At 61.7% G+C, this 23,885-nt stretch carries 21 protein-coding genes; 7 read left to right on the top strand and 14 right to left on the bottom strand.

All coding sequences use genetic code 11. The features are described 5' to 3' along the window. Nucleotides 1-17 precede the first annotated feature (17 nt). The 12 genes from BPET_RS11640 to BPET_RS11590 form a co-directional block, all read right to left on the bottom strand. The gene (locus tag BPET_RS11640) at nt 18-677 is read right to left on the bottom strand and encodes an ABC transporter ATP-binding protein (RefSeq protein WP_012249210.1); all 660 of its coding nucleotides are present in this window, start codon (nt 675-677) and stop codon (nt 18-20) included. Beyond that, nucleotides 674-1,459, bottom strand: a complete 786-nt coding sequence (locus BPET_RS11635) for an ABC transporter permease (protein ID WP_012249209.1) — start codon at nt 1,457-1,459, stop codon at nt 674-676. Before BPET_RS11635 ends, BPET_RS11640 begins: the two co-directional genes overlap by 4 nt. Before the next feature lie 8 nt (nt 1,460-1,467). Next, a complete protein-coding gene (locus tag BPET_RS11630; protein WP_231852683.1) occupies nt 1,468-2,460 on the bottom strand; it encodes a polysaccharide biosynthesis/export family protein in 993 nt (330 codons plus the stop codon). A 123-nt stretch (nt 2,461-2,583) separates the two neighbouring features. Continuing rightward, on the bottom strand, nt 2,584-3,690 hold the full coding sequence (locus tag BPET_RS11625; RefSeq protein ID WP_012249207.1) for an ABC transporter permease: 1,107 nt from the start codon (nt 3,688-3,690) through the stop codon (nt 2,584-2,586). A 230-nt stretch (nt 3,691-3,920) separates the two neighbouring features. Then, entirely contained in the window at nt 3,921-5,471 is a 1,551-nt protein-coding gene (locus BPET_RS11620) for an LTA synthase family protein (protein ID WP_012249206.1), read from the bottom strand. Next, the gene (locus BPET_RS11615; protein WP_012249205.1) at nt 5,464-6,216 is read right to left on the bottom strand and encodes an SDR family NAD(P)-dependent oxidoreductase; all 753 of its coding nucleotides are present in this window, start codon (nt 6,214-6,216) and stop codon (nt 5,464-5,466) included. Before BPET_RS11615 ends, BPET_RS11620 begins: the two co-directional genes overlap by 8 nt. 16 nt (nt 6,217-6,232) lie before the next feature. Next, nucleotides 6,233-7,321: a phytanoyl-CoA dioxygenase family protein gene (locus BPET_RS26005; protein WP_231852682.1), complete on the bottom strand. Its 1,089-nt coding sequence runs from the start codon at nt 7,319-7,321 to the stop codon at nt 6,233-6,235. A 78-nt stretch (nt 7,322-7,399) separates the two neighbouring features. Next, a complete protein-coding gene (locus BPET_RS11610) occupies nt 7,400-7,903 on the bottom strand; it encodes a Dps family protein (protein WP_012249203.1) in 504 nt (167 codons plus the stop codon). Nucleotides 7,904-8,019: 116 nt separating this feature from the next. Beyond that, a complete protein-coding gene (locus BPET_RS11605; RefSeq protein ID WP_012249202.1) occupies nt 8,020-8,964 on the bottom strand; it encodes a LysR substrate-binding domain-containing protein in 945 nt (314 codons plus the stop codon). Nucleotides 8,965-9,018: 54 nt separating this feature from the next. Then, complete coding sequence (recG, locus tag BPET_RS11600; RefSeq protein WP_012249201.1) at nt 9,019-11,109, bottom strand: ATP-dependent DNA helicase RecG; 2,091 nt, start codon at nt 11,107-11,109, stop codon at nt 9,019-9,021. A gap of 32 nt (nt 11,110-11,141) precedes the next feature. Further along, complete coding sequence (locus BPET_RS11595) at nt 11,142-11,528, bottom strand: Rid family detoxifying hydrolase (RefSeq protein ID WP_012249200.1); 387 nt, start codon at nt 11,526-11,528, stop codon at nt 11,142-11,144. A 327-nt stretch (nt 11,529-11,855) separates the two neighbouring features. Then, nucleotides 11,856-12,752: a LysR family transcriptional regulator gene (locus BPET_RS11590; protein WP_012249199.1), complete on the bottom strand. Its 897-nt coding sequence runs from the start codon at nt 12,750-12,752 to the stop codon at nt 11,856-11,858. Between the two features lie 109 nt (nt 12,753-12,861). On the opposite strand from BPET_RS11590, the gene BPET_RS11585 reads away from it, so the two are divergent. The 4 genes from BPET_RS11585 to dctP all read left to right on the top strand — a co-directional run bounded on the left by BPET_RS11585 (nt 12,862) and on the right by dctP (nt 16,909). Next, nucleotides 12,862-14,217, top strand: a complete 1,356-nt coding sequence (locus BPET_RS11585; RefSeq protein WP_041863834.1) for an acyclic terpene utilization AtuA family protein — start codon at nt 12,862-12,864, stop codon at nt 14,215-14,217. Continuing rightward, nucleotides 14,214-14,615 (top strand): AtuA-related protein, encoded by a 402-nt coding sequence (locus tag BPET_RS11580; protein ID WP_012249197.1) that lies wholly within the window; start codon nt 14,214-14,216, stop codon nt 14,613-14,615. The genes BPET_RS11585 and BPET_RS11580 overlap by 4 nt, the downstream gene beginning before the upstream one ends. Nucleotides 14,616-14,660: 45 nt before the next feature. Continuing rightward, entirely contained in the window at nt 14,661-15,623 is a 963-nt protein-coding gene (locus BPET_RS11575; RefSeq protein ID WP_012249196.1) for a Bug family tripartite tricarboxylate transporter substrate binding protein, read from the top strand. Between the two features lie 293 nt (nt 15,624-15,916). Beyond that, entirely contained in the window at nt 15,917-16,909 is a 993-nt protein-coding gene (dctP, locus tag BPET_RS11570) for a TRAP transporter substrate-binding protein DctP (protein WP_012249195.1), read from the top strand. Nucleotides 16,910-17,491: 582 nt separating this feature from the next. Here the strand turns inward: dctP and BPET_RS11565 are convergent. Then, nucleotides 17,492-18,268, bottom strand: a complete 777-nt coding sequence (locus tag BPET_RS11565) for a ferredoxin--NADP reductase (protein WP_012249194.1) — start codon at nt 18,266-18,268, stop codon at nt 17,492-17,494. Nucleotides 18,269-18,581: 313 nt separating this feature from the next. Here BPET_RS11565 and BPET_RS11560 point away from each other — a divergent pair, with 313 nt between their 5' ends. The 3 genes from BPET_RS11560 to BPET_RS11550 all read left to right on the top strand — a co-directional run bounded on the left by BPET_RS11560 (nt 18,582) and on the right by BPET_RS11550 (nt 22,249). Next, nucleotides 18,582-19,622 carry a Fe(3+) ABC transporter substrate-binding protein gene (locus BPET_RS11560; protein WP_012249193.1) on the top strand — a complete coding sequence of 347 codons (1,041 nt, stop codon included), beginning with the start codon at nt 18,582-18,584 and terminating at the stop codon, nt 19,620-19,622. Nucleotides 19,623-19,797: 175 nt separating this feature from the next. After that, nucleotides 19,798-21,468 carry an ABC transporter permease gene (locus tag BPET_RS11555; RefSeq protein WP_012249192.1) on the top strand — a complete coding sequence of 557 codons (1,671 nt, stop codon included), beginning with the start codon at nt 19,798-19,800 and terminating at the stop codon, nt 21,466-21,468. A 4-nt stretch (nt 21,469-21,472) separates the two neighbouring features. Then, on the top strand, nt 21,473-22,249 hold the full coding sequence (locus BPET_RS11550) for an ABC transporter ATP-binding protein (RefSeq protein ID WP_012249191.1): 777 nt from the start codon (nt 21,473-21,475) through the stop codon (nt 22,247-22,249). 685 nt (nt 22,250-22,934) lie between these two features. Here BPET_RS11550 and BPET_RS11545 read toward each other — a convergent pair. Continuing rightward, nucleotides 22,935-23,819, bottom strand: coding sequence for a pirin family protein (locus tag BPET_RS11545; RefSeq protein ID WP_012249190.1), 885 nt, complete (start codon nt 23,817-23,819; stop codon nt 22,935-22,937). Nucleotides 23,820-23,885 lie beyond the last annotated feature (66 nt).

Raw genomic sequence — 23,885 nt, 5'->3', positions numbered from 1 at the left:
CGCGCAGCCTTGCGCTGCTATACGGCCTGATAAGCGGCGATACCGGCTTCGATATCCTCAAACGGATGAACCATGCCATCCTTTATTAAAAGCACGTAGTCGCACATTTTTCGCACTTGCCCCATTCCATGAGTGACAAGAATAATATTGGCTTTGCCAACACGATCCTTGAAAGCCTGAGCTGCCTTGTCCCGAAAATGTGCATCACCTACAGACATTGCTTCATCGACCAAGAAATAGTCAAAATCGAATGCCAGACTGAGACCAAAAGAAACACGCCCTCGCATGCCGGATGAGTAAGTCTTGACAGGTAAATCAAAATACTCGCCTATCTCGGCGAAATCTTCCACAAAATTGACCAGACGTTTCATCTCTTCACCGTGAAATCCCTGAACACGGCAAACAAACTTTACGTTTTCACGGCCAGTCAATGAGCCTTGGAATCCTCCAGCTAACCCCACTGGCCACGATATGCTCTTATCCGTCACAATCCGGCCGCTATCGGGGACATCCAATCCACCAAGCAGCCGCATCAGCGTCGACTTACCGGCGCCATTCCGTCCTATCAGAGCCACATTCCGACCCTCTGGCACAACGAAAGACAGATTCTTAAATACGAATTTTCGTCCACCCTTATGATGCAGATATGATTTGGTTACGTTGCGAATTTCTATCATATCGCCACCAATACTCGTCGCCGTAAATGGTATAGAACCATCCCGCAAAACAGCAGCACAAGCGTGACCTCCACCGGGTATACGAAACTGATTCCTTGCATACGTGGATAATGCTCAAACACTGAATAGCGTAAATTATCGATGATATGCAAATAGGGATTCCACAGCAGCCACTCCATGTAGCGGATAGGTAGAATCCAAATAGGAAAAATAACTCCAGATATCAAGTACAGCGGCAAAAACATCAATCTAATAAATGTTTTGGAATTCGGCATAGCTTCGCCCACAACACATAAAACCAAGCCGAGGCCAAATGCGAAGGCTATGCCGGTCAATAACGCCACAAACCAACTCAGTGGCGCATGTATAGAAATATCGTAGCCCAGCCAAAACCCCATGGCACAAAGCAGCAGCACGTAGATACAAGCCGACAACGAACATTCAACAATAAGTCGAGCCAGGAAAGTGTCAAATGGCTTAATATTAGGGTACGCGAAAAGAGGGCGGTTGGCGTTTATAGCCTCCATCATTTTCAGCGAAATATTCCGCATCAGGAAAAACGGCACCAAACCTGTCAAAAGGTAAATCGGATAATCGAATCCGGGCAAATGCCGGCCTCTTACCACCGTCATTAAGAACATCAAGAACGTGATGTGCGCGATCGGTTCAAACAGCATCCAGAACGCCCCCATTCGGCGGGCCCCGAAACGGGTCTGCATTTCACGCAGGACAAGCGCAAAAACTACAGCGCGAGTGATGGAGAATGAAGAGCGCTTTTTCATGGCGAGATTCAAAAACCGTTGTTGACCGTCCGGCCCAGCACTAGCACCTGTACAATTGGCGAAATTATCTTCTGCCATTCATACACCGCGGCATTGGTCACATAGATAGCATCTTCAGGCTGCACCAGGAATTGACGAGCCAGAAACATGGCAGCGGGCTCTTTCAGGTTCAAGCGAAATACTTCGGCCTGTGGTTCATTTTTCCCGGTTTCCGGATCGAACTGATCAACGAGTCGAAACACGAATACTCCAGCGGCATCTGCCTTTACCTCGTCCAGGCCTTTCACGCTGCCCAGCACCTCCAACAAGCTAGGATTGTTCGATGGCAGATCATGCAGACCTGGATCGCCCACAGCCCCCATAGCAACAAAGCGCTTACGAGCTCGTTCCAGCACCACCTCCGCGCCAGGGGGTACTATCTGATTCTTTCCCGACAGAAGTTCCTGATAGTTGAAGGAATAGGATTTTTTTCCCGTCCGAACCACTACGCGAATCAGGTGCGGCTCCAGCACCGGTCCGCCAGCACGATTAATAGCATCGAGAAGCGTAAGTGGACCTTCCAAAGCGGAAAAACGACCGGGTTCCTTCACCGCCCCGACCACCAGCACGGAGCCAGACAAATCACCTGTCAAACCGACCTGGACTTGAACGTCAGTGGTAATTCCTTTCAGTTTTTTTCGAATTAACTCCTCTACCTGTCCAGGAGTCTTTCCAGCGACTCGCTGATTTCCGAGATATGGTAGCGAAATGGCGCCCTTGCTATTCACTCGCACACTGTCGAATACAGTTCCCCCAGCTGCTAGGGGTGCGAACAATGCGCCTTCCATTGCGCTGTCGGCAATCATCACGCGCATCACGTCGCCTGGCACCAATCGAATTTCAGGTACAGAGGGTAATGCGACGGAGGCGTCAGGTTCCGCTTCTTGAGGCCGCATGTATGGCGCAATCGTGGCGGCGCTAAGATCGATCAGTTTATATTCCTGCGATTCGTCGCTATTCATTACGGCATAGCGAGATGGACCCGCGGAAGAAAGCAGACTTCCGCAGCCAGCCAGCAAGAGGGGGGCACACAAGACCGACACGCGTAGAATGAGACGAGAGTTCATAGTCATGTTCTTATGTGGTTAGTCGCGATGGTCTTCAACGGCAGCGATTACGAAACGGGCTATGCCGTAGAGCAGCAAAAACGCAATAAACAATGTAATTAGGTTATAAATGCGATCTGGATAGATAGCCTTGTCTGGCAGATTAGGCGATACGACAGTGACCAGGCTGCGCAACTTCTTGCTGGCTTCAATACGCGCGGTTTCAACAGAGCTGACTGCGAATTTGTACGCCTCCTCGGCGATAGCCGCGTCGATCGTCAAATTCCGGTACTGCGATGCCACTACGTTGAGCTTGTCCCCACCTTGCTGTGAAACCAAGCGCCGGGTTTCAGCTGCCAACTGCTGCTCCATCGCCTGAATGCGATTTCGCTGTTGGCGGACTTGCGGCGTATTGGAATCCAAGGTCGCGAGCAAGCCTTTCAACGTAGTACGCTCTTTGGTCAAACTCGCCTCAAGCTCCGAAATGACTTCAGCACGTGCCTTGGCGGCCGCCTCAGCATCCAACAGACTATTGGCGCTCTGAAATGTCAATAATGCTTCACGGCGTTCTTCGTACGCTCTGCGGGCGTTGGCCAATTCACTCTTTGCGAAGTTCATTTGCTCTCGCGCCATTCGATGCGAAAGCTCATTCACGAAGCGCTCACTCTCTTGCAGCATGATGTCGAGTGTCTGCTGCGCAAATTCAGGGTCAAACGCCTCCACGCTAAGGCTAAGTAAGCCGGTTTGCTCATTAAAATACGCCGTTACCACGCGCTGATAGTACGCCAGTACATCTTCTTGCGGCGCGTCGGCAAACAGCCAATAAAGAGGATCCCACCAGCGCTGAGCGTAATGCTCGGACCAGTTTATCTTCTCCTGCAAGACATTGAGCATGTCCTGAGAGGTCAAAAACTCCCTCAAATACAGCGTTTCTTCCCGGGAAGTGGGATTCAGGCCGCTGAGCATAACTGCCAACCCCGGAACCTGCGGCGTCTCGTTAGTTCCGACCTGACGCACTGCCACCTGCGCCACGCTGACATATCGATCTAGCGCAAAGAAACTGTAATAAATAAGCGCAACTGCCATCGGAATACCGACAACCCAGACCATCAGGCGCTTGGATTTCAATTTCTGAAAATTTATCATCTTATATACCAGAACCCTACAAATTCCAGCGTTTTTGGTAGCGTTATCGGCGGCGGCCCTGCATCGCCATTGATTATGAGCGAGGCCGGAATTGTACCGACATTAATCTCTTTAGCCATTACGGCGCCGGGCAAAAAATAGACAATTTTTCTTCATATATTTCTATATGTATTTTTTGCCCCCACAATTGAAAACTATTCGGCTCTGAACAGCTTGCAGGTGCCAACTGCCTAGGGGGCCATCAGCCCCGCCACCCTCAAATACGCAAATGCAAGTTCGCTAATGTCACACACTTGATCTCGCGCCAATCCAGGCCCATCTGACCGCCACAAGATGTAGTTAGTCTCACCCGATGGGGCCCCCAACTTGCTGTACACGGCAGGCATGATGGGGACGTGATCACCGTATAGGCAAAGCGCGGTCATGCGTGCTCGGTCTTTTAGGCCCTGTGCGAGTCCACCCAACATAAAGTCGGCATTGCGCAGGTGGCGGGCATATGCCACCAAGTCCTCGCAACCGGGAGGGATGGGCATGCGAAGCAATGCCTCGCTGTCTGCTTCGGTTACAGTTTCCCAATGTAACGGCCCATGATTTTCCATAGTGATGACGTGGACATATAGGGGTTTACCCTCTCCGCCGCCGAGTAGCCCCAATACATGTTTGCCCAGCGCCTGGTCTCCGACGTACGGACCATCGCGCACGGCGTCCTGGAACGCCTCGATACCAATAAACTGGTCGAACCCCAGTAATGGCATGACCGTATTGCGGCGGTAAAAACTGCGATGATATGGATGCACACAGACCGTACGATAGCCTAGGGTTTTTAGGTGCGACGGCAAAGTCGGAAAGCTCTGCTGTGCCAACCGGCGATAAGGGTTGTACTGATGTATGCCAAGGTCCGCGGCCGCCATTCCAGACAAAAAACTGAACTCGGTTCGTACCGTATTAGCGCCCCGAGCAGTGACGTTCAACGCGCCATATTGAACGGATTCTGCCTTCAGCCGATCGAAATTGCTCAGGATGTCTTCCCTCAGTTGAGAGTATGTATGACGGGCATCGAAGAACGATTCGCTCTGGATCACCACCATATCAGGCAGTGATTTCGGCAAAATTGCAGGGAATGCCATACGAGCAAAAGGCGCGCCTTGGCGTATCGTGCTGGTCGCCTGCCTTTCGGCGCGTCCATACACCCATAGCGTGGCGGCCAATCCCAATTGCTTTAGATTTTCGGCGGGATTGAACACCTCCATCCTGCGGCGTCCTGCTAACAAGGCGGCCGCAAATCCCGCCGCTACGATAGACAGAGTGAATAGCACGAAAGCTGTCGCGGAATTCCATGGATTGCTGATTGCAATTCCGGCCATGGAGGGCTCCCAGGACAGACCTACCCACAGAGCCAGAGCGTAGCCGGCAGAGGCCACCAGCGCGCGCGTCAGCCCGAAAAATGGCAAATACAATCTGGGGTGCTTGACGGCGTCGAGGAAATACTCGAAATCTTGGAAGATGAAGGGTTCTCTGAGGGCTTGATATTTGGCGTTGCTGACGAGAATGATCAACGCCTGAATGGCCAGTACGTTGGTGGCGCCAAAGTACGGCCGACGAAAAAGGGCCGCCTCCAACCCGAACATTAGTGTCCATATACCGACGTGAACGCCCAGCGTCCAAGCCGGCCGCTGCCAAGGCAGAACCGGCCGAGGCGTCAGAAACCGCTCGGCCAGCAAGGAAAGCACCAGGCCGAACAGATATGCGGGTAGTATTGCGAGCCAGTAATCCTTAAACACGGTAGCCCAGCCTGCGCAATATCCACCCAGATACGGACGGGTGAATGACAGACAGCAGAAAGCAACCCAGATTCAGCGGAAATGGGAAACTGATTCGGGCTCGATTGGCATGCAAACCCCGCCGAATCGCATGAGCGGCCCGCGCTGCCGTCCACAGAAACGGTTTAGGCCCGGGCATGTCGAAACACATCGGAGATTCAACATAGCCTGGCATGATGACGTTGAAGCGTATGCCTTCCGCGGCCAGACCGTCTCGCATGGCCTCACCATAGACCTTGATGGCCGCCTTGCTGGCGCTGTAGCTCGGTGTTTCAGGCAGCCCCCGCCACGCAGCTAGAGAGCTCACCAGTGCAATCTGCCCTTGGCCACGCTTCCGCATGAATGGCAGCACACCGTGCACGGTAGCAAAAGCGGCTTTGACGTTGACGTCCAGTAATTCGTGTACATCTTGCCAAATCTCGCCTTGCCGGTCAGAACCAACATTAATGTTGATACCTGCATTCACAATGACGAGATCCGGAGCATGAACCTCACATATCTGCGTCAACCACGCTATTAGGGAGGCATGATCGCGCACATCGAGAGCATGCGTCTCTACTTGGGCCCCCTCACGACGGCACAGTTGCGCCAATTCCGCCAAGCGTTCAGTTCTGCGGCCTTGGAGAATTAGCGTATCGACCCCGGCTTTGGCGTACTCCAAAGCCAGCGCACCGCCAATGCTACCGGTAGCGCCTGTAATCAACACACAATTTGGTTGTTGTTTATCGCGGAATTCGGTGGCTATGATCAGTCTCCGGTACGGGCGGCATCCGACGCCATGGATTGCGCCTCCAGCCCAATTTTTCCATCATGTCCAGAATCCCCCAGTAAATGGGTGTCGCGCGATCCTGCACCCCGGGCAGCCCCCGTATGTCACAACCTGTCCAGGGCAGAAATGGGTTAGTGCGTCCGTACCCCCAGATTTCGACACGAGTGCAAGGATAGCGACTTTGGCCGCGCGCATGGAAACCACTGGTATCCGCAACAATCAGGGTATTTTTCGTGGCAACCAGTGCTCGAGGTTCTGCGTATCCCAATCTAGCCAACTCGTTCGGCGTAATGCGCAAAGAGCCACGAGAACTCATTCGGTCTTGTGGTGTCGGCATTTGTAACGACTTACGGCGCATCCAGGCGAGGCGGCGAAGATTGAGCTTGTGGGATCCAGGCACATAGATCAGCGGACAATCGTCTCGCCCGACGTCGGTAAGAAGCAACCACGCCTTTACCGTAGGGTGGAAGGTGTCGGAATGCAGCACCGTTTGAGGATCGCCCCGCCCCTGGCGCACTTGTGTATATATCGACTGCACATAATTCATCGGATAACAGCGGGATGCCGCTACGTAACTCAACAGATCGCGCCATAAATGACTTTTCAGAAAATGACGAGTAGCTGGCATCTGTTTGAGAATACGGCGATCCAATGGCAGGCGTCGAGTAATGGTGTGGCCCTGTTGCATTTGGCGAGCCCCGCCTTCTGTCATCATAATCTCGTTATATATGGCCTCGAATACCTCCGTTGGAAGAAAGTCCGGCTTTAGTATGTACCCTTGTCGATCGAAATCCCGTCTATCCTGATCACTAATTAAATGTGCCAGTTTGCGCCGCCGAAGGCCCGCCATGAAATGGGCAAACCTGGCCCGTGCTACAAATAGCCCCCTTTTGTTCAAGGCCCGGCTACCTATCAGGGGATTGCCTTCGAAAGATTTTGCTCCCGTAGCCAGCGCCAGCACCCAAAGCGGCGCCATGAGCCATCGCCAAGCCTGGTGGCCGGGAAATTGCATGCCGAGCTGCGAAAAATTGATTTTTTTCACAATACAAAATGCGCGGCCGCCCTACGGCGGCCGGCAATGAGTTGACTTCTTCGCTATCGTGCGCCCGGTGCGCCAGGCTTATTCAAGCAGGCTGCGCAGCATCCAGGCGTTTTTCTCGTGGATGTCCATGCGCTGGGTAAGCAGATCGGCGGTGGGCTGATCGTTGGCGCTGTCGGCCTTGTCGAAGGCGGCGCGGGCAGTCTTGGAGACCGCTTCGTTGCCCTTGACCAGCAGCCGCACCATTTCCATGGCATCAGGCACTGCGCCCGGCTCGGAAATGGAGGAAAGCTTGGAAAACTCACGATACGTGCCCGGGGCATGCACGCCCAGCGCGCGGATACGTTCGGCAATGTCATCCAGGGCGGCCCATTCTTCGGAATACTGGGTCATGAACATCTGGTGCAGCGTATTGAACAGCGGACCAGTGACGTTCCAGTGGAAATTGTGGGTCATCAGGTACAGCGTGTAGGAATCCGCCAGCACCTTGGAAAGTTCGCCCGCGATCGCGGTACGGTCTTTGTCGGAAATGCCGATGTTGATGCGAAGCCCAGCGTTACCGGCTGCTTTGGACGATTTGGCCATTTAGTTCTCCTTTATTTAAGGATAAAGACGATACAAGAATACCATCGGAACAAGATAAAAATCGGGTTCGGCTGGCGGGATTATCAGGCTGGTATTGCTTGGATACAAAACATTCCTCAAATGGGCACCGCCTCTTTATCCAGCATCTTCACCCCGGGCAGCCCGCATTCATAAACGGCCTGCGCCAGGGCCTCGATGGCCGCCAGGCGCGGAAAGCTGCGGCGCCAGGCCAGCACGACGCGGCGCTCGGGCGGCACGCCTTCGAACGGCAGGTAGCGCAGCAGCGATTTGGGCTGCGGCGACTCGGGTACGGCGGTAACCGGCAGCACAGTCACGCCGATACCGGCGGCCACCATGTGCCGAATGGTTTCCAGCGACGAGCCTTCGAAGGTGCGTTGGATGCCGTCGCTGGCCGCTGAAAAGCGCGACAGTTCGGGACACACTTCCAGCACCTGGTCGCGGAAGCAATGGCCGGTGCCCAGCAGCAGCATGGTCTGCTGTTTCAGGTCTTCGGAGCTGATGGCCTGGCGTTCGGCCCACTCATGGTCGCGCGGCACGGCCACCACGAATGGCTCGTCGTACAGGGGCTGGGTGACCAGGCCGGCCTCGGGCAGGGGCAACGCCATGATGGCGCAATCGATTTCGCCCTGGCGCAACAGTTCCACCAGGCGCAAGGTGAAGTTTTCCTGCAATAGCAGCGGCATTTGCGGGGTGCGCGCGATCTGCATGGGCACCAGCCGCGGCAGCAGGTAGGGGCCGATGGTGTGGATGACGCCCACGCGCAGCGGGCCGGCCAGCGGGTCGTGCCCCTGGCGGGCAATTTCTTTGATGCTGGCGCTTTCTTCCAACACTTTTTGCGCCTGCGTGACGATGCGCTGGCCGATGGCGGTAACGCCCACTTCGGCGCCGCCGCGCTCGAACAGAGTTACGCCCAGTTCGTCTTCCAGCTTGCGAATGGCGACCGACAGCGTGGGTTGGCTGACAAAACAGGCTTCGGCCGCACGGCCGAAGTGCCGCTCGCGCGCGACTGCGACGATGTATTTAAGTTCGGTCAGAGTCATGGCGATACATACCTTGCTAGAAGCGGCCGCGGAAAGCGGAGTGATGGAAGGGTTTCATGTGCGCAGGAAGTCTTCGCGGCCGCGCATCCAGCGCGCCAGGTGGGCCTCGACTGCGGCGGGGTATTCGTTTCGCAGCCAGGCCGCGGCCTCGCGCGCCTGTTCTGCGATGCCTACGTCGGACTCCAGGTCGGCAAAGCGCAGCAGCGTTACGCCAGACTGGCGCGTGCCCAGGAACTCGCCGGGACCGCGTTGTTCCAGGTCGCGGCGCGCGATCTCGAAGCCGTCTGAGGTTTCGAACATGGCGCGCAGCCGCTGGCGCGCCACCTGCGATAGTGGCGTCTGGTACAGCAGCACACACACGGATTCGGCGCTGCCCCGCCCTACCCGGCCGCGCAATTGGTGCAGTTGGGCCAGGCCGAAGCGTTCGGCGTGCTCGATGACCATGAGCGAAGCGTTGGGCACGTCGACACCGACTTCGATGACGGTGGTGGCCACCAGCAGGTCGATGTCGCCGTCGCGAAATGCCTGCATTACCGCGGCTTTGTCGGTTTGCGGCAGGCGGCCATGTACCAGGCCCAGCCGCAGGTCGGGTAGTTCGGCCTGCATGGTCTCGTAGGTATCTACCGCGGTTTGCAGCTGCAGGGCCTCGCTTTCTTCGACCAGCGGGCATACCCAGTAGGCCTGCCTGCCTTCCCGCACGGCGTGGGCGATGTGGGCGATGACCTCGTCGCGCCGGCCATCCGACACCAGCTTGGTGACCACCGGGGTGCGCCCCGGAGGCAGTTCGTCGATGACCGAGACGTCCAGGTCGGCGAAGAACGTCATGGCCAGGGTGCGGGGGATGGGCGTGGCGCTCATGTTCAGTTGGTGCGGCACGGTGTGGCCCTGCGGCGCTTCGCCCTTGCGCGTGAGCGCCAGCCGCTGGCCCACGCCAAAGCGGTGCTGCTCGTCGACGATGGACAGGCCCAGGCGGTGGAATTCGACGTGGTCCTGGATGAGCGCCTGGGTGCCTACCACCAGTTGCACGCTGCCATCGGCGGCGCTGGCCGCCGCCTGGCGGCGCGCCTTCGCGGTCAGGCTGCCGCTTAGCCAGGCCACGTTCACGCCTAGCGGCTGCAGCCACGACACCAGTTTGCGGAAATGCTGTTCGGCCAGGATCTCGGTAGGCGCCATCAGGGCCACCTGTGCGCCACAGGCAATTGCCTGCGCGGCCGCGATGGCGGCGACCACGGTTTTGCCGCTGCCCACGTCGCCTTGCAGCAGACGGTGCATGGGATACGGTTTAGCCAGGTCGGCGGCAATTTCTTGCACGACGCGTTGCTGCGCGCCAGTTAACTGGAAAGGCAAGGCTGCGTACAGGCGCGCCACCAGGCCGCCCGCGCCACCCTGCGCCGGCAACGGTTCGGCACGGATACTGCGGCGGGCCGCGCGCGCGGCCGCCAACGACAGCTGCTGGGCCAGCAGTTCGTCGAACTTGATGCGGCGCCAGGCCGGGTGGCCGCGTTCGATCAGGTCGTGTTCGGAAACGCCCGGCGGCGGCGCATGCAACAGACGGATGGCGGGCGCGAACGGCATCAGGTCGTAGCGCTCAAGCGCCGCCGGCGGCAGCGTGTCATCCAGATTGGCCTGCTGCAGGGCCTGGCCAATGGCCTTGCGCAGCGATGGCTGCGGCAGCCCATCGGTGCTGGGATATACGGGGGTCAGCGCATCTGGCAGCGGCGTTTCGGCGCTGCTCATGCGCGGGTGCACGATTTCACGGCCGAACAGCCCGCCACGCACTTCGCCCCGTGCGCGCAGGCGCCGGCCGATGGCCAATTGTTTCTGCTGGCTGGGGTAGAAATTCAGCCAGCGCAATTGCAGTTCGCCGCTGTCGTCCGCCATGACGGCGGTTAGTTGGCGCCGCGGCCGGTACAGCACTTCGCTGCGCAGGATTTCGCCCTCGACCTGGGCGGTGGCGCCGGGGCGCAGCGAGCCGATGGGCACGATGCGGGTTTCGTCTTCGTAGCGCAGCGGCAGGTGCAGGATGCAGTCTTCGGCCGTGACCAGCCCCAGGCTGTGCAGCTTGCGCTGTACATCCGTCAGCGCACGCCCGGCGCCGGTGGCGGCGCCGGAAGTCTTGCGTGCGGCGGCTGTGGCTGCTGGCATGGCGGGGCCCGAAGCAGGCGCAGGGCCGCCGCTTACAGCACCAAAATGGCCTCGACCTCGAACTGCGCGCCCTTCGGCAGGCTGGCCACGCCCACCGTGGAGCGCGCCGGGAACGGCTGAGGAATGAGCTCGGCCATGATGGCGTTGGCGGCCGTGAATTTGTTGAGGTCGGTCAGGAACAGGGTGAGCTTGACGATGTCGTTCAGGGTGCCGCCGGCCTCTTTGATAACGGCCGTCATGTTGGCGAAGGCCTGGCGTACCTGGGCGTCGAAGTTTTCAGACACCAGGTCGCCGGTGCCGGGTTCAAGGCCGATCTGGCCAGACAGATAGACCGTCTTGCCGCCGGTAGCGGCAACTGCTTGCGAGTACGGGCCGACCGCGGCGGGAGCCTCGTCGGTATGAATGATTTGCTTGCTCATGGGCCGTATCCTGGAAGATCAGTCGGAACAGACTGGACTATTGAAGTGTAAACAGCAATAGGCATTTGCGAAAGCGAGGAGTTCCCACGATTGGGGCGAAAACAGTGTTCCGTTTTTGTGTCTGATGGCGTGGCGGGGGGTTGGCTTCGTAGGTGCCAGACGCCGTTGTGGGGAACGACTGTCTCAATGATCCGGTGTCTGGCACCTGCGGAGCCAGACACCTGTCCAACGAAATCTGTCCAACGAAACCTGTCCAACGAAACCTGTCCAACGAAATCTGCCCAACAAACAGCTATCCAACGAACACCTGTCCGACAGCCCACCCCATTACACCCCGCCGATCCGCTCCCGATGCTCCATCAGCAAGTCATATAAGGTCTGCGCTGCCACCGACAGGCTGCGGCCTTGGCGCCGCACCAGGTACAGTGGCCGCGTCAAGGGTTTGCCGGCCAGGGGCTTGATGGCGAGTTCGTCGCGCTGGAAGTGAAACAGGGTCATGGCCGGCACTACGCTGATGCCCAGGCCGGCCGACACCAGGCCGGTGACGGTGGCCAGGTGCTCGACTTCCAGCAGCGCCTGGGCCGGCGCGGCGCCCAAGGCTTCGTCCAGATGGCGCCGTACGCTGCTGCCACGGGCCAGCTGGATCAACGGCCAGCGGCCGAGATCGCGCAGGCGCACCTGGGCGCGCGCGGCCAGAGGGTGGTCTTTGCGGCATACGAGGAAAAAGCGGTCGGCGTGCAGGAATTCGCTTTCCAGATCTGTCATGTCGGCGCGCTGGGCGGCCACGGCGAAATCGGCGGCGCCCGCCTGCACCATGTCCAGGCAGGGGTCCAGCAGCGCATCGCGCAGTTGCAGCGTGATGCCCGGGTAGTCTTGATGAAAGCGGGCCAGCAGGCCCGGCAGCCAACCCGCCGCCAGCGAAGGCAGGGCCGCCACGGTAACGCGGCCACGGCGCCGTGCGGCGTGGTCACGCAGATCTTCCACCACCAGCTCGAAGTCGCCCAACAGCCGGCGCGCCGAGGCGTCGAGTACCCGGCCTTCGGCGGTGAGCTCGACATTGCGCGTGTTGCGGTCGAAAAGCCGCACGCCGGCGCTGTCTTCCAGCGCACGGATCAGCGCGCTGAAGGCCGGCTGTGTCAGGTGGCAGCGCTGGGCGGCGCGCGTGAAGTGCTTTTCGTCGGCCAAGGCCACGAAAGCACGCAATTGGCGGGCGGATAAATTCATACAAACTCTGGATGAATTGATCTTATATTTCTATTTCACTTATGAAGCAAGCCTGCCTATAGTGGCCGCAATACGAGGCGCCACTGGGCGCCGTGCTGACGGACCCATGATGGCTGCTTCTCCTTTTCTGATTGGCTGCGCAACAGGTTTTTCGGGCGACCGCACCGATGGCGCCCAGGCGGTGGTGCAGTCGCTGGCCGCTCGCGGCGGCGGCGCGCTGATCTTCGAAACCCTGGCCGAGCGCACCCTGGCCCTGGCACAGCTGGCGCGCAACGCCGATCCGGAAGGCGGGTACGAGCCCCTGCTGCAAGAACTGCTGGCGCCGGTGCTGGCCGACTGCCTGCGCCAGGGCATCGACATCGTGGGTAATTTCGGCGCCGCCAACCCGCCGGCCGCCGCGCGCTGCATTGCCGGCCTGGCGCGCACGCAAGGCCTGCCGGCGCCACGCATCGCGGTGGTGCACGGCGATGCGCTGACCACGCCGGCGCAGCGCGCGCTGCTGCGCGAACGGCTGGGGCCGCGCCTGGACGACATGGATGTGGTCAGCGCCAACGTGTACCTGGGCGCGGGCGAGATCGCCGACGCGCTGAGCGCCGGCGCGCAAATCGTGGTGGCGGGCCGCGTGGCGGACCCCTCGCTGACCGTCGGGCCGGCGTTGGCGCATTATGGCTGGGCACGGGACGATTGGGCGCGCCTGGGCCGCGCCACCATGGCCGGCCACATGCTGGAATGCGGCACCCAGGTCACCGGCGGTTATTTCTGTGTGCCGGGCCTGAAAGAGGTGCCCGACGTGCACGCGGCGGGTTACCCCATTGCCGAGATAGACGCCGACGGCGGCTTCGTGATCGGCAAGGCCGACGACACGGGCGGCGCGGTGGATGCGCGCACGGTTAAGGAACAACTGCTGTACGAAGTGCACGACCCGGCGCGCTATCTGACGCCTGACGTCGTGGCCGATTTCAGCCGGGCGTCGGTGCAAGTGCTGGGCCCCGACCGGGTTGCGGTGCAGGGCATCGAGGGCCATGCTCGGCCCGACGAACTGAAAGTCAATGTCTGCCATCGCGGCGGCTGGCTGGCCGAGGCCGAGATCTCGTATGCCGGCGTGCAGGCCGAGGCGCGCGCGCGCCTGGCGGCGGATATCGTGCGCCGGCGGCTGGGCGGGGCGCTGACCCTGCGGGTGGATCTGATTGGCGTGCTCAGCATCCTGGGCGACGACGATGGCGCCATGCTGGATGCGCGCCCGGCGGGCGCCGGCCGCGACGTCAGGTTGCGCCTGGCCGCCGAGCACCCCGATGCGCGTGTGGCCGAGCGGCTGCTGCGTGAAGTAACTGCCCTGTATACCTGCGGCCCGGCCGGCGGCGGCGGCGTACGCACCGCCCTGCGGCCCCGCCTGAACATGGTGTCGTGCACGATTCCCCGCGACGCCGTGCACAGCGGCTGGACCATGATGGAGACCGCGCGATGAATGCCCGCGACACGCTGCGCGTGCCCCTGTACCGCCTGGCGCACAGCCGTTCGGGCGACAAGGGCGATATTTCCAACCTGAGCCTGATCGCCTGGGACCCGGACTGCTACGCGGTACTGGCCGAGCAGGTTACCGAGGCACGCGTGGCCGAGTGGTTTGCGTATCGCCGCCCTGCCCGCGTCACGCGCTACCTGATCCCTACCCTGCACGCCATGAATTTCGTGCTCGAAGGCGTGCTGGACGGCGGCGTGAACGACGCCCTGAACCTGGACACGCACGGCAAGAGCCTGTCGTTCCATCTGCTGGATCTGCGGGTGGACGTCGCCCCAGAACTGGCCCGGCGCCTGCCGGACATTCCGGGCGACCAGCCCGCCGCCGACGTGCCGCCGGCACGGTAACCCGGCATTTTTCGCATTTTCTACAACAACACCAGGAGACTCCCTATGCGCATCACCCCGCTACGATTGCTTGCCGCCCTGTGCGCCGCGCTGCCGCTGGCCGCCGCCGCGCAAGACTTCCCCAGCAAACCCATCACGTTTATCGTGCCGTTCGCGGCCGGCAGCGCCACCGACCAACTGGGCCGGGCCATCGGTCAGGGCGTGGCCGAGCAGACCGGCCAGTCGGTGGTCATCGAGAACAAGCCGGGCGCCAGCGCCATGATCGGCGCGCAAGCCGCGGCCCGCGCGCCGGCCGACGGCTACACCGTGCTGATCACCACCAACACCACGCAGGCGGCCAACGAGCATCTGTACAAGAGCCTGCCCTACGACCCCGTGAAGGATTTCGCGCCGCTGACTCTGCTTGGCAAGGGTGGGCAGTTCATGGTGGTCAATCCGTCATCGCCGGCCAAGAGCGTGACCGAATTCCTGGCCCTGGCCAAGAAGTCGCCCGGCAAGCTCAGCTTCGGCAGCGGCAGCTCCAGCAGCCGCATTGCAGGCGAGCTGTTGCAGCAGATGACCGGCATCAAGCTGCTGCACGTGCCCTACAAGAGCAACCCGCTGGCAATCACCGACTTGCTGGGCGGACAGATCGACATGATGGTTACCGATAGCGCCACGGGCCTGCCTCAAGTGGAAGCCGGCAAGCTGCGCGCGCTGGGCTTTACCGGCAGCGAGCGTTCGCCGCTGGCGCCCAAGCTGCCCACCATTGCGGAAGCCGGCGTGCCCGGGTACGAAATGGGCTACTGGTTCGGCGCCTACGTACCGGCCGGCACGCCCGACGCCATCGTGACCAAGCTGAACGACTTGCTGATCAAGGCCACCCAGGCCAAGGCCGCCCAGCACTTCTATAACTCCACGGGCACGACCCCCGCGACATCCACTCCGCAAGAACTGGCTGCGTTCCAGCGTAGCGAGTCGCAAAAGTGGGGCGACATCATCAAGAAGGCGGGCATCAAGGCGGAATGAGCCGTTTACTGAGTTCGGCACGGCCATGAGCACTCGGCAAAGGACTTGCCGGGTACTTGCCAAGTACTGCCTGGCCAGGTACTTGCCAGGTTCTGCTGTACGTGTCTGGCTCCCGTCAGGGCGCCAGACCCTGCTTGACTGAAGCGTCCGTGGCGCATGGCGGTGTCAGGCACCTGCGGGAGCCTGACACCTGGCAGGGCTGCGGATATTACGCGTTTCCCCCTGGTGTCCGTGGCGCTGCCGCGGTGCTAAAAATCGAAGGGCCATCACACTAAACCCTGGGGGAATCGCACATGTACCTTCAACGACGTCATGCCGCCGTGGCCGCCGCCCTGTGCGCCGCGCTGGCCGCTCCGCAGGCGTGGTCCAAGGCCACGCTGCAGCTGATTAACGAATACCCTGCCACATCGATAACCGCCGCGGCGGATCTGCAGTTTGCCGAGGCGGTCAAGCAGGCGTCAAAGGGCGACATTGACGTCCAGACGCTGCAGGAAAAGCAAAACCCCTACAAGGGCAACGAACAGGTCAGCGCCGTGCTGGACGGCAAGGCCCAGATGGGCACGCTGTTCGGCGGCGTGCTGGGCAATAAAGATTCGCTGTTCCTGCTGTCGTCGCTGCCTTTCGCGGCCAAGGATTTCAAGCAAGCTCATGCCCTGTACGCCTGCGCCCGCCCCGCCCTGGAGCAACGCTTGCAGGCGCTGGGAGCGCGCCTGCTGTACGTGACGCCGTGGCCGCCGTCGGGCATTTGGTCGGTCGAGCCGCTGCGCACCGAAGCCGACGTCAAGGCCCTGAAGATCCGCACGTACGACGCCACCAGCAAATCGGTATTCGAGCGGGTGGGCGCGCAAAGCGTGCAAATGCCCTACTCGGCGCTGGCGGCCAAGCTGGCGGCCGGCGAAGTGAATGCGGTGCTGACCTCGGGCGATGGCGGCGCGGGCCGCAGTCTGTGGGATCATTTGCCGAATTTCACCGCGGTCAGCTATTCGATTCCGCTGAGCTACACCATCATCAACAATGATGCCTGGAACGCCCTGGACAAGACCCAGCAAGCCATTCTGACCAAGGCCGCGCAGGACGTGTCGGCGGCATCGTGGGCCGGCGTCGAGCAACGCATCCAGGCCAACTACACCCGCATGCGTGAAAACAAGATGACGCTCGACACTACGCCTTCGGAGCCGATCATGGCCGCGCTGAAGAAGGCCGGCGCCGAAGAAACGCAAACCTGGCTGAAGGCGAACAAGCTGTCAGACAAAGACGCGGCGTGCCTGTCGGCGCAGGGGAAATAGCGGCGGCAGGCGCGGGGGCGCCGAAGATGTTGGCCGGCCCGGGGGGGATGCCTCGGTTGCAGCTGATGTGGCTGGTGTCTGACTCCCGCCAGGGTGTCAGACACCGTTGGGGTTGAGATAGCCGCTGCACACTTCGGTGTCTGACACCCTCCGGGAGTCAGACACCTGGCTTGGCGCAGGACGGCGCCGGGGACTTCGGGAGTCGGATACCGGGCTTGGCGCGGGGCGGCGCCGGAGACTCCGGGAGTCGGATACCTGGCTTGAGGATGTTGGCAGGCCCGGGGGATGCCTCGGTTGCAGCTGATGTGGCTGGTGTCTGACTCCCGCAGGGTGTCAGACACCGTTGGGGTTGAGATCGTCGCTGCACACTTCGGTGTCTGACACCCTCCGGGAGTCAGACACCTGGCTTGGCGCGGGGTGGCGCCGGGGACTCCGGGAGTCGGACACCTGGCTTGGCGCGGGGCGGTGCCGGGCACTTCGGGAGTCGGATACCTGGTTTGGCGCAGGGCGGAAATCAGGCGCGCATGAAAAAGCCCGTCCGGTTCACATCGGACAGGCTTTGGGGCAAACAACGAACCGGGCTTATTTTTCGACGAACGCGCGTTCGACCACGTAGTCGCCCGGTTCGCCGACTCCGGGTGAGACCTGGAAGCCGCGGCTGTCGAGCATGGCGCTGATGTCGGCCAGCATGTGCGGGCTGCCGCAAAGCATGGCGCGATCGGTTTCGGGGTTGATTTGCGGCAGGCCGATATCTTGGCAGAGCTTGCCGTTTTCGATCAGTTCCGTGATGCGGCCCTGGTTGCGGAAAGGTTCGCGCGTGACGGTGGGGTAGTAGATGAGTTTTTCGCGCACCACGTCGCCGAAGAACTCGTTGTTGGGGAGTTCTTTTTCGATGAAGTCGGCGTAAGCCAGTTCGCTGACCCAGCGCACACCGTGCACCAGCACGACTTTTTCGAAGCGCTCGTAGACGTCGGGATCTTTGATGATGCTCATGAAGGGCGCCAGGCCCGTGCCGGTGCCGAACAGGAACAGGTGCTTGCCGGGCTTGAGGTCATCGACCACCAGGGTGCCCACGGGCTTGCGGCTGACCAGGATGGTGTCGCCTTCTTTCAAGTGCTGCAGGCGCGAGGTGAGCGGCCCGTTTTGCACCTTGATGCTGAGGAATTCGAGGTTTTCTTCGTAGTTTGCGCTGGCGATGCTGTAGGCCCGCATCAGGGGCTTGCCTTCGACTTCGAGGCCGATCATGACGAAGTGGCCGTTGTGGAACCGCAGGGCCGCGTCACGCGTGGTGGTGAAGGAAAAAAGCGTATCGTTCCAGTGGCGCACGCTGAGTACGCGCTCGGTGTTGAAAGCTGCCATGTCGTTGAAAAAGGTACAACGCACCAGGTGCGCCGGATGGAATGCCACGCCGTGCAAAAGACGGGCGCGGGGCTAAGGGTTATCCCTATTTTACCGTGACTGCTTGATAACTTGTCTCATTAATCCGTAATGCCCTTATAACTCTTTGATAGAAATCACGGCGCCAACCTTCAGTCTGACACCAAGTTGAACGTCTTGCATCTTCCTGGTATTGTCACACCTACTTGATAATCATTTTCGTTAACGGATGCGCTACGCCGCCCTTCCGGCGCGGCTTCGTGTCTGTTATTCATGCAACGCACCGGAGCCCCTCATGTCGATCCGACGCCTATCCCTGACCCCGCTACTGGGCGCGCTGGCGCTGGCTGGCAGCGTGCTGGCCAGCCCGACGCTGGCCGCTGGCGAAGTCAGCCTGTACACCACTCGCGAGCCCAAGCTGATCCAGCCCATGCTGGACGCTTTTACCAAGGAAAGCGGCATCAAGGTCAATACGGTTTTCATCAAGGACGGCCTGCTTGAGCGGGTAAAGGCCGAAGGCGCGCAATCGCCCGCCGACGTACTGATGACCGTGGACATCGGCAACCTGGTCGACCTGGTCGATGGCGGCGTCACGCAGCCTGTTAAATCGGACGCCCTGAATTCGGTGATTCCCGCCAATCTGCGCGGCGCCGATGGCCAGTGGTATGCCCTGTCGCTGCGCGACCGCGTGCTGTACGTGGCCAACGACGTGAAACTGGACAGCTTCCACTACGAAGACCTGGCCGACCCGCAATGGAAAAACAAGGTCTGCATCCGTTCTGGCCAGCACCCATACAACACCGGACTGGTGGCGGCCATGATCGCGCATGACGGCGCGCAAGCCACCGAACAGTGGCTGCGCGGCGTCAAGGCCAACCTGGCCCGCAAGGCGGCGGGCGGCGACCGCGACGTGGCGCGCGACATCCTGGGCGGCATCTGCGACATCGGTATCGCCAACGCCTACTATGTGGGCCACATGAAGAACGCCGAGCCCGGCACCGACGCCCGCAAGTGGGGCGACGCCATCAAGGTGGTGCGCCCCACGTTCAAGAACGGCGGCACCGGCACGCACGTGAACATCAGCGGCGCCGCCGTCGCCGCGCACGCGCCCAACAAAGACAACGCCATCAAGCTGCTGGAATTCCTGGTTTCCGAACCGGCCCAGACGCTGTACGCTCGCGCCAACTATGAATACCCCATCCGCCCTGGCGTGAAGCTGGATCCGGTGGTGGCCAGCTTCGGCGAATTGAAGGTCGATTCGCTGCCCGTGGCGGAGATCGCCAAGTACCGCAAGCAGGCCAGCGAGCTGGTCGACAAGGTGGGTTTCGACAATTAAACCTGGCGCCGCAAGGCGTGGCTGATAACGAGGTGTCATAAACAGGTGTCTGACTCCCCCAGGGTGTCAGACACTTGCCTTTTACACCTGTTTTTTACGGAACAGCATCGCCTGCCTCCAATGTCCGGTCCCCCGCTAGGGCCAGGCACCGGGCCGATCTGGCCGCATCTGAAGCATGCACATTCGAACTTTGCCCCGCTCATGGCGGCTGCGCGGCCCTGAACGCGGCGCGGGCTGGCTGGCGGGCGCCGCGCTGATCGCGCTGGCCGTGTTGTTGCCGCTGGCGGCACTGGCGTGGCAAGCCATGCACGCCGACCTGTCACACTGGTCGCACCTGGCCCGCTATGTGCTGCCGCAGGCCCTGGCCAATACGGCCATGCTGCTGGTCGGCGTGGGAGTGCTGGTAACGCTGCTGGGCACTGGCGCGGCCTGGCTGGTGACGGCGTACGAGTTTCCCAGCCGCCGCATCCTGACCTGGGCGCTGCTGTTGCCCCTGGCGGTGCCCACGTACATTATTGCGTTTGCCTACCTGGATCTGCTGCATCCCATCGGACCCATCCAGACCGCCATCCGTGCCCTGCTGGGCTACGACAGCCCGCGCCAGTTCCGCCTGCCCGACCTGCGCTCGATCTACGGCGCCGTTTTCGTGCTGGGTTTCGTGCTGTACCCGTATGTGTACTTGAGCACTCGCGTCATGTTCATGACCCAGGCCGCCAGTCTGCTCGAAGCGGCGCGCACCCTGGGCGCCGGCCGCGTGGGCGTGTTCGTGCGCGTGGCGCTGCCGCTGGCCCGGCCAGCGATTGCGGTGGGCGCCAGCCTGGCGCTGCTTGAAACGCTGAACGACATCGGCGCCTCGGAATTCCTGGGGGTGCAGACCCTTACCGTGTCGGTCTACACCACCTGGATCACGCGTTCCGACCTGGCCAGCGCGGCGCAGATCGCGCTGACCATGCTGGCCATCGTGGTCGGGCTGATTCTGCTGGAGCGGCATGGCCGCAAGCGCCAGCGCTATGCCAACACGCAACGCATGCGGCCGATGCAGCCGCGGCGCCTGCGCGGCGGCGCGGCATGGCTGGCCGTGGTGCTGGGCTGGATTCCGGTGGTGCTGGGGTTCGTGGCGCCAGCGTGGTATTTGATCGTCGAGACCTATAAGCGTCTGCACCTGGTGGGCGGTGTGTCGGACCAGTTGATCAATGGCTTGTCGAATACGCTGATCGTGGCATTCACGGCCACGATCGTGACGCTGGGCTGCGGCCTGGTGGTGGCATGGGCGGGACGCACGCTGCGGGAAAGCGCGCGGTTGAACCCCGGCCGGGCCTGCGCCCGCATTGCCAGCCTGGGCTATGCGGTGCCGGGCACCGTGCTGGCGATTGGCCTGCTCGTGCCCTTTACCTGGATCGACCGCCACCTGGGCGCGGTGTTCGGCAACCAGGGCCTGCTGCTGATGGGGTCGATGGGGGCCCTGGTCTGCGCGTACACCATGCGCTTTCTGGCGGTGTCGGTGGGCGGCATCGAAGCCGGGCTGGCGCGCATTCCGCCGTCGCTGGAACAAGCCTCGCGCCTGCTGGGCGAAACCGCCGGCGGCACACTGCGCCGCGTGCACCTGCCGCTGCTGCGCCCGGCGCTGGCCGCCGGCGCGCTGCTGGTGTTCGTCGACGCCATGAAAGAACTGCCCGCCACGCTGCTGTTGCGGCCGCTCAACTTCGAGACGCTGGCCACTTGGCTTTATGCCGAGGCCGCGCGCGGCACCTACGAAGAAGGCGCCGTGGCGGCCCTGGCCATCGTGCTGGCCGGCCTGTTGCCGGTTATTCTGCTGGCGCGCACTAATCTGAAAATGGGACATTGACATCGTGCCCGAGCTGCTTGAACTGGACCATATCCATCTTGCCTACGACACACCGCAAGGCCTGCGGCCCGTGGTGCAGGACCTGTCGCTGGCGCTGCCGGCCGGCCACATCGGCTGCCTGCTGGGCGAATCGGGTTGCGGCAAGACCACCATCCTGCGCGCCATCGCCGGCTTCGAGCCGGTGCGCGCCGGGCAGATATCGCTGGACGGCACGGTAATTTCGTCGCCGACCGTGCAAGTGGCGCCCGAATTGCGCCGAGTGGGCATGATGTTCCAGGACTACGCGTTGTTCCCGCACCTGACGGCCGCGCAGAATGTCGCCTTCGGCCTGCGCAAGTTGGGCAAGGCCGAGCGCGCGGCGCGCGTGCGGGAAATGCTCGACATGGTGGGCCTGAGCGCCGCGGCTGATAATTATCCGCACGAGATCTCCGGCGGCCAGCAGCAGCGCGTGGCGCTGGCCCGCGCGCTGGCGCCCTCGCCCGACCTGCTGCTGCTGGATGAACCGTTTTCCAACCTGGATGTGGACACCCGCGAACGGCTGGCTTTCGAAGTACGCGACATTCTCAAATCGACCGGGCACACTGCCATCCTGGTTACACATAACCAGGCCGAAGCCTTCGCCATCGCCGACCGCATTGGCGTCATGAGCGAGGGCAAGATCGTGCAGTGGGATACCCCGTATAACCTGCACCACCACCCCGCCGACGGCTTCGTGCGCGACTTCGTGCGGCGCGAGACCCTGGTCGCGCAACGTCAGCAGGCGTACGCGCGCGGCATGTAGCTGGCGACCCGCAGAGGACGTCGCGTCGGGCGTCTGGCCGAGGGGGGCGTGTCGGGCGCCTGGCTGAGGTGGGCGTGTGAGACACCTGGCTGAGGTGGGGCGTGTGAGACACCTGACTGAGGTGGGCGTGTCGGGCGCCTGGCTGAGGTGGGCGGGTCGGGTGCCTGGCAGCGCCTGGACATATGCGGCTGCAGGACAGGGGTCAGGCTCCGAAGGTGCCTGACCCCGCGGTGTGCTACGGGTAGCTCAGTCGTACTGGTGTCTGACACCCTGCGGGAGTCAGACACCTGGCTGAGGTGCGGCGTGTGAGACACCTGGCTGAGGTGGGTGTGTCAGACACCTGGCTGAGGTGGGCGTGTCGGGCGCCTGGCTGAGGTGGGCGGGTCGGGCGCCTGGCTGAGGTGGGCGTGTCGGGTGCCTGGCAGCGCCTGGACATATGCGGCTGCAGGACAGGGGTCAGGCTCCGAAGGTGCCTGACCCCGCAGTGTGCTACGAGTAGCTCAGTCGTACTGGTGTCTGACACCCTGCGGGAGTCAGACACCTGGCTGAGGTGCGGCGTGTGAGACACCTGGCTGAGGTGGGTGTGTCAGACACCTGGCTGAGGTGCCCGTGTCAGACACCTGGCTGAGGTGGGCGGGTCGGACGCCTGCTGCCTGGGTGCCTGCCCTGCAGGCCTGGATATCCGTCAGGCGCGTGGGGCGGGTAGTGGGATGTATTCGGTTTCGTCGCCCGGCACTACCTGGTTGAAGCGGTCGCGCTGCCAGTCGTGCTTGGCCTGCTCGATGCGCTCTTTGCTGCTGGACACGAAGTTCCACCAGACGAAGCGTGGTCCGTCCAGCGGCTCGCCGCCCAGTATTGCCAGGCGTGCGGCATCCAGCGCGCGGACTGTCACCGGCTGGCCCGCGGCGAACACCAGCAGCTGGCCCGGCTGATAGACCTGGCCGTCGATTTCCACAGCGCCGCGGGTCAGATAAGCGGCACGCTCTTCGTATTCAGCCGGCACGACCAGCGTGGCGCCGGGCTGCAGGGTAATGTCGCCAAAGAACAGCGGCGACAGGGTCTGCACGGCCGACGTGCGGCCGAACAGCGAACCGGCCACGACTTGGGCGCGCACGCCCTCGCCTTCGATCACCGGCTGGGCGTCCAGCCCATAGTGCACGAAACCGGGGTCGGTTTCTTCATGGCGGCTGGGCAGGCCCACCCACAATTGCAGCCCGGACAGGCGGTGACCCGCGCCGCGCTGCACATCGGGCGTGCGCTCGGAATGCACGATGCCGCGCCCCGCAGTCATCCAGTTGAGCTCGCCAGGGCGGATCTCCTGGGTATGGCCGGCGCTGTCGCGATGCATCATCGCGCCTTCATACAGGTACGTAACCGTGGACAGGCCAATGTGCGGATGCGGGCGCACGTCGACGCCTTTGCCCGGTTCGAACATGGCCGGGCCCATGTTGTCCAGGAAAACAAAGGGGCCGACAGTGCGCCGCTGCGCGGAAGGCAGGGCCCGGCGGACTTGCAGGCCGCCGCCCAGGTCGCTGGAGCGCGGGACGATCAGTGTTTCGACGGCGGACATAAGGTGTTCTCCTTGGTGGTGTCGTGCATGGAAGATCTGTGTCCAGGCGCCTGCCCCCTGCCGGGA

It is taken from the genome of Bordetella petrii (genome assembly GCF_000067205.1).
GTDB classification, from domain to species: domain Bacteria; phylum Pseudomonadota; class Gammaproteobacteria; order Burkholderiales; family Burkholderiaceae_B; genus Bordetella_A; species Bordetella_A petrii.
Note: the sequence above shows the minus strand (reverse complement) of the source record. Positions and strands in the feature narration are given on the sequence as shown.

What these genes read in the sequence shown, in the direction of transcription:
- BPET_RS11560 (WP_012249193.1), top strand. Translation starts at nt 18,582, where the DNA reads ATGTCGATCCGACGCCTATCCCTGACCCCGCTACTGGGCGCGCTGGCG.
- BPET_RS11595 (WP_012249200.1), bottom strand. Translation starts at nt 11,528, where the DNA reads ATGAGCAAGCAAATCATTCATACCGACGAGGCTCCCGCCGCGGTCGGC.
- BPET_RS11585 (WP_041863834.1), top strand. Translation starts at nt 12,862, where the DNA reads ATGGCTGCTTCTCCTTTTCTGATTGGCTGCGCAACAGGTTTTTCGGGC.
- BPET_RS11545 (WP_012249190.1), bottom strand. Translation starts at nt 23,819, where the DNA reads ATGTCCGCCGTCGAAACACTGATCGTCCCGCGCTCCAGCGACCTGGGC.
- BPET_RS11605 (WP_012249202.1), bottom strand. Translation starts at nt 8,964, where the DNA reads ATGACTCTGACCGAACTTAAATACATCGTCGCAGTCGCGCGCGAGCGG.
- BPET_RS11610 (WP_012249203.1), bottom strand. Translation starts at nt 7,903, where the DNA reads ATGGCCAAATCGTCCAAAGCAGCCGGTAACGCTGGGCTTCGCATCAAC.
- dctP (WP_012249195.1), top strand. Translation starts at nt 15,917, where the DNA reads ATGTACCTTCAACGACGTCATGCCGCCGTGGCCGCCGCCCTGTGCGCC.
- recG (WP_012249201.1), bottom strand. Translation starts at nt 11,109, where the DNA reads ATGCCAGCAGCCACAGCCGCCGCACGCAAGACTTCCGGCGCCGCCACC.
- BPET_RS11630 (WP_231852683.1), bottom strand. Translation starts at nt 2,460, where the DNA reads ATGAATAGCGACGAATCGCAGGAATATAAACTGATCGATCTTAGCGCC.
- BPET_RS11635 (WP_012249209.1), bottom strand. Translation starts at nt 1,459, where the DNA reads ATGAAAAAGCGCTCTTCATTCTCCATCACTCGCGCTGTAGTTTTTGCG.
- BPET_RS11640 (WP_012249210.1), bottom strand. Translation starts at nt 677, where the DNA reads ATGATAGAAATTCGCAACGTAACCAAATCATATCTGCATCATAAGGGT.
- BPET_RS11625 (WP_012249207.1), bottom strand. Translation starts at nt 3,690, where the DNA reads ATGATAAATTTTCAGAAATTGAAATCCAAGCGCCTGATGGTCTGGGTT.
- BPET_RS11580 (WP_012249197.1), top strand. Translation starts at nt 14,214, where the DNA reads ATGAATGCCCGCGACACGCTGCGCGTGCCCCTGTACCGCCTGGCGCAC.
- BPET_RS11590 (WP_012249199.1), bottom strand. Translation starts at nt 12,752, where the DNA reads ATGAATTTATCCGCCCGCCAATTGCGTGCTTTCGTGGCCTTGGCCGAC.
- BPET_RS11565 (WP_012249194.1), bottom strand. Translation starts at nt 18,268, where the DNA reads ATGGCAGCTTTCAACACCGAGCGCGTACTCAGCGTGCGCCACTGGAAC.
- BPET_RS11575 (WP_012249196.1), top strand. Translation starts at nt 14,661, where the DNA reads ATGCGCATCACCCCGCTACGATTGCTTGCCGCCCTGTGCGCCGCGCTG.
- BPET_RS11555 (WP_012249192.1), top strand. Translation starts at nt 19,798, where the DNA reads ATGCACATTCGAACTTTGCCCCGCTCATGGCGGCTGCGCGGCCCTGAA.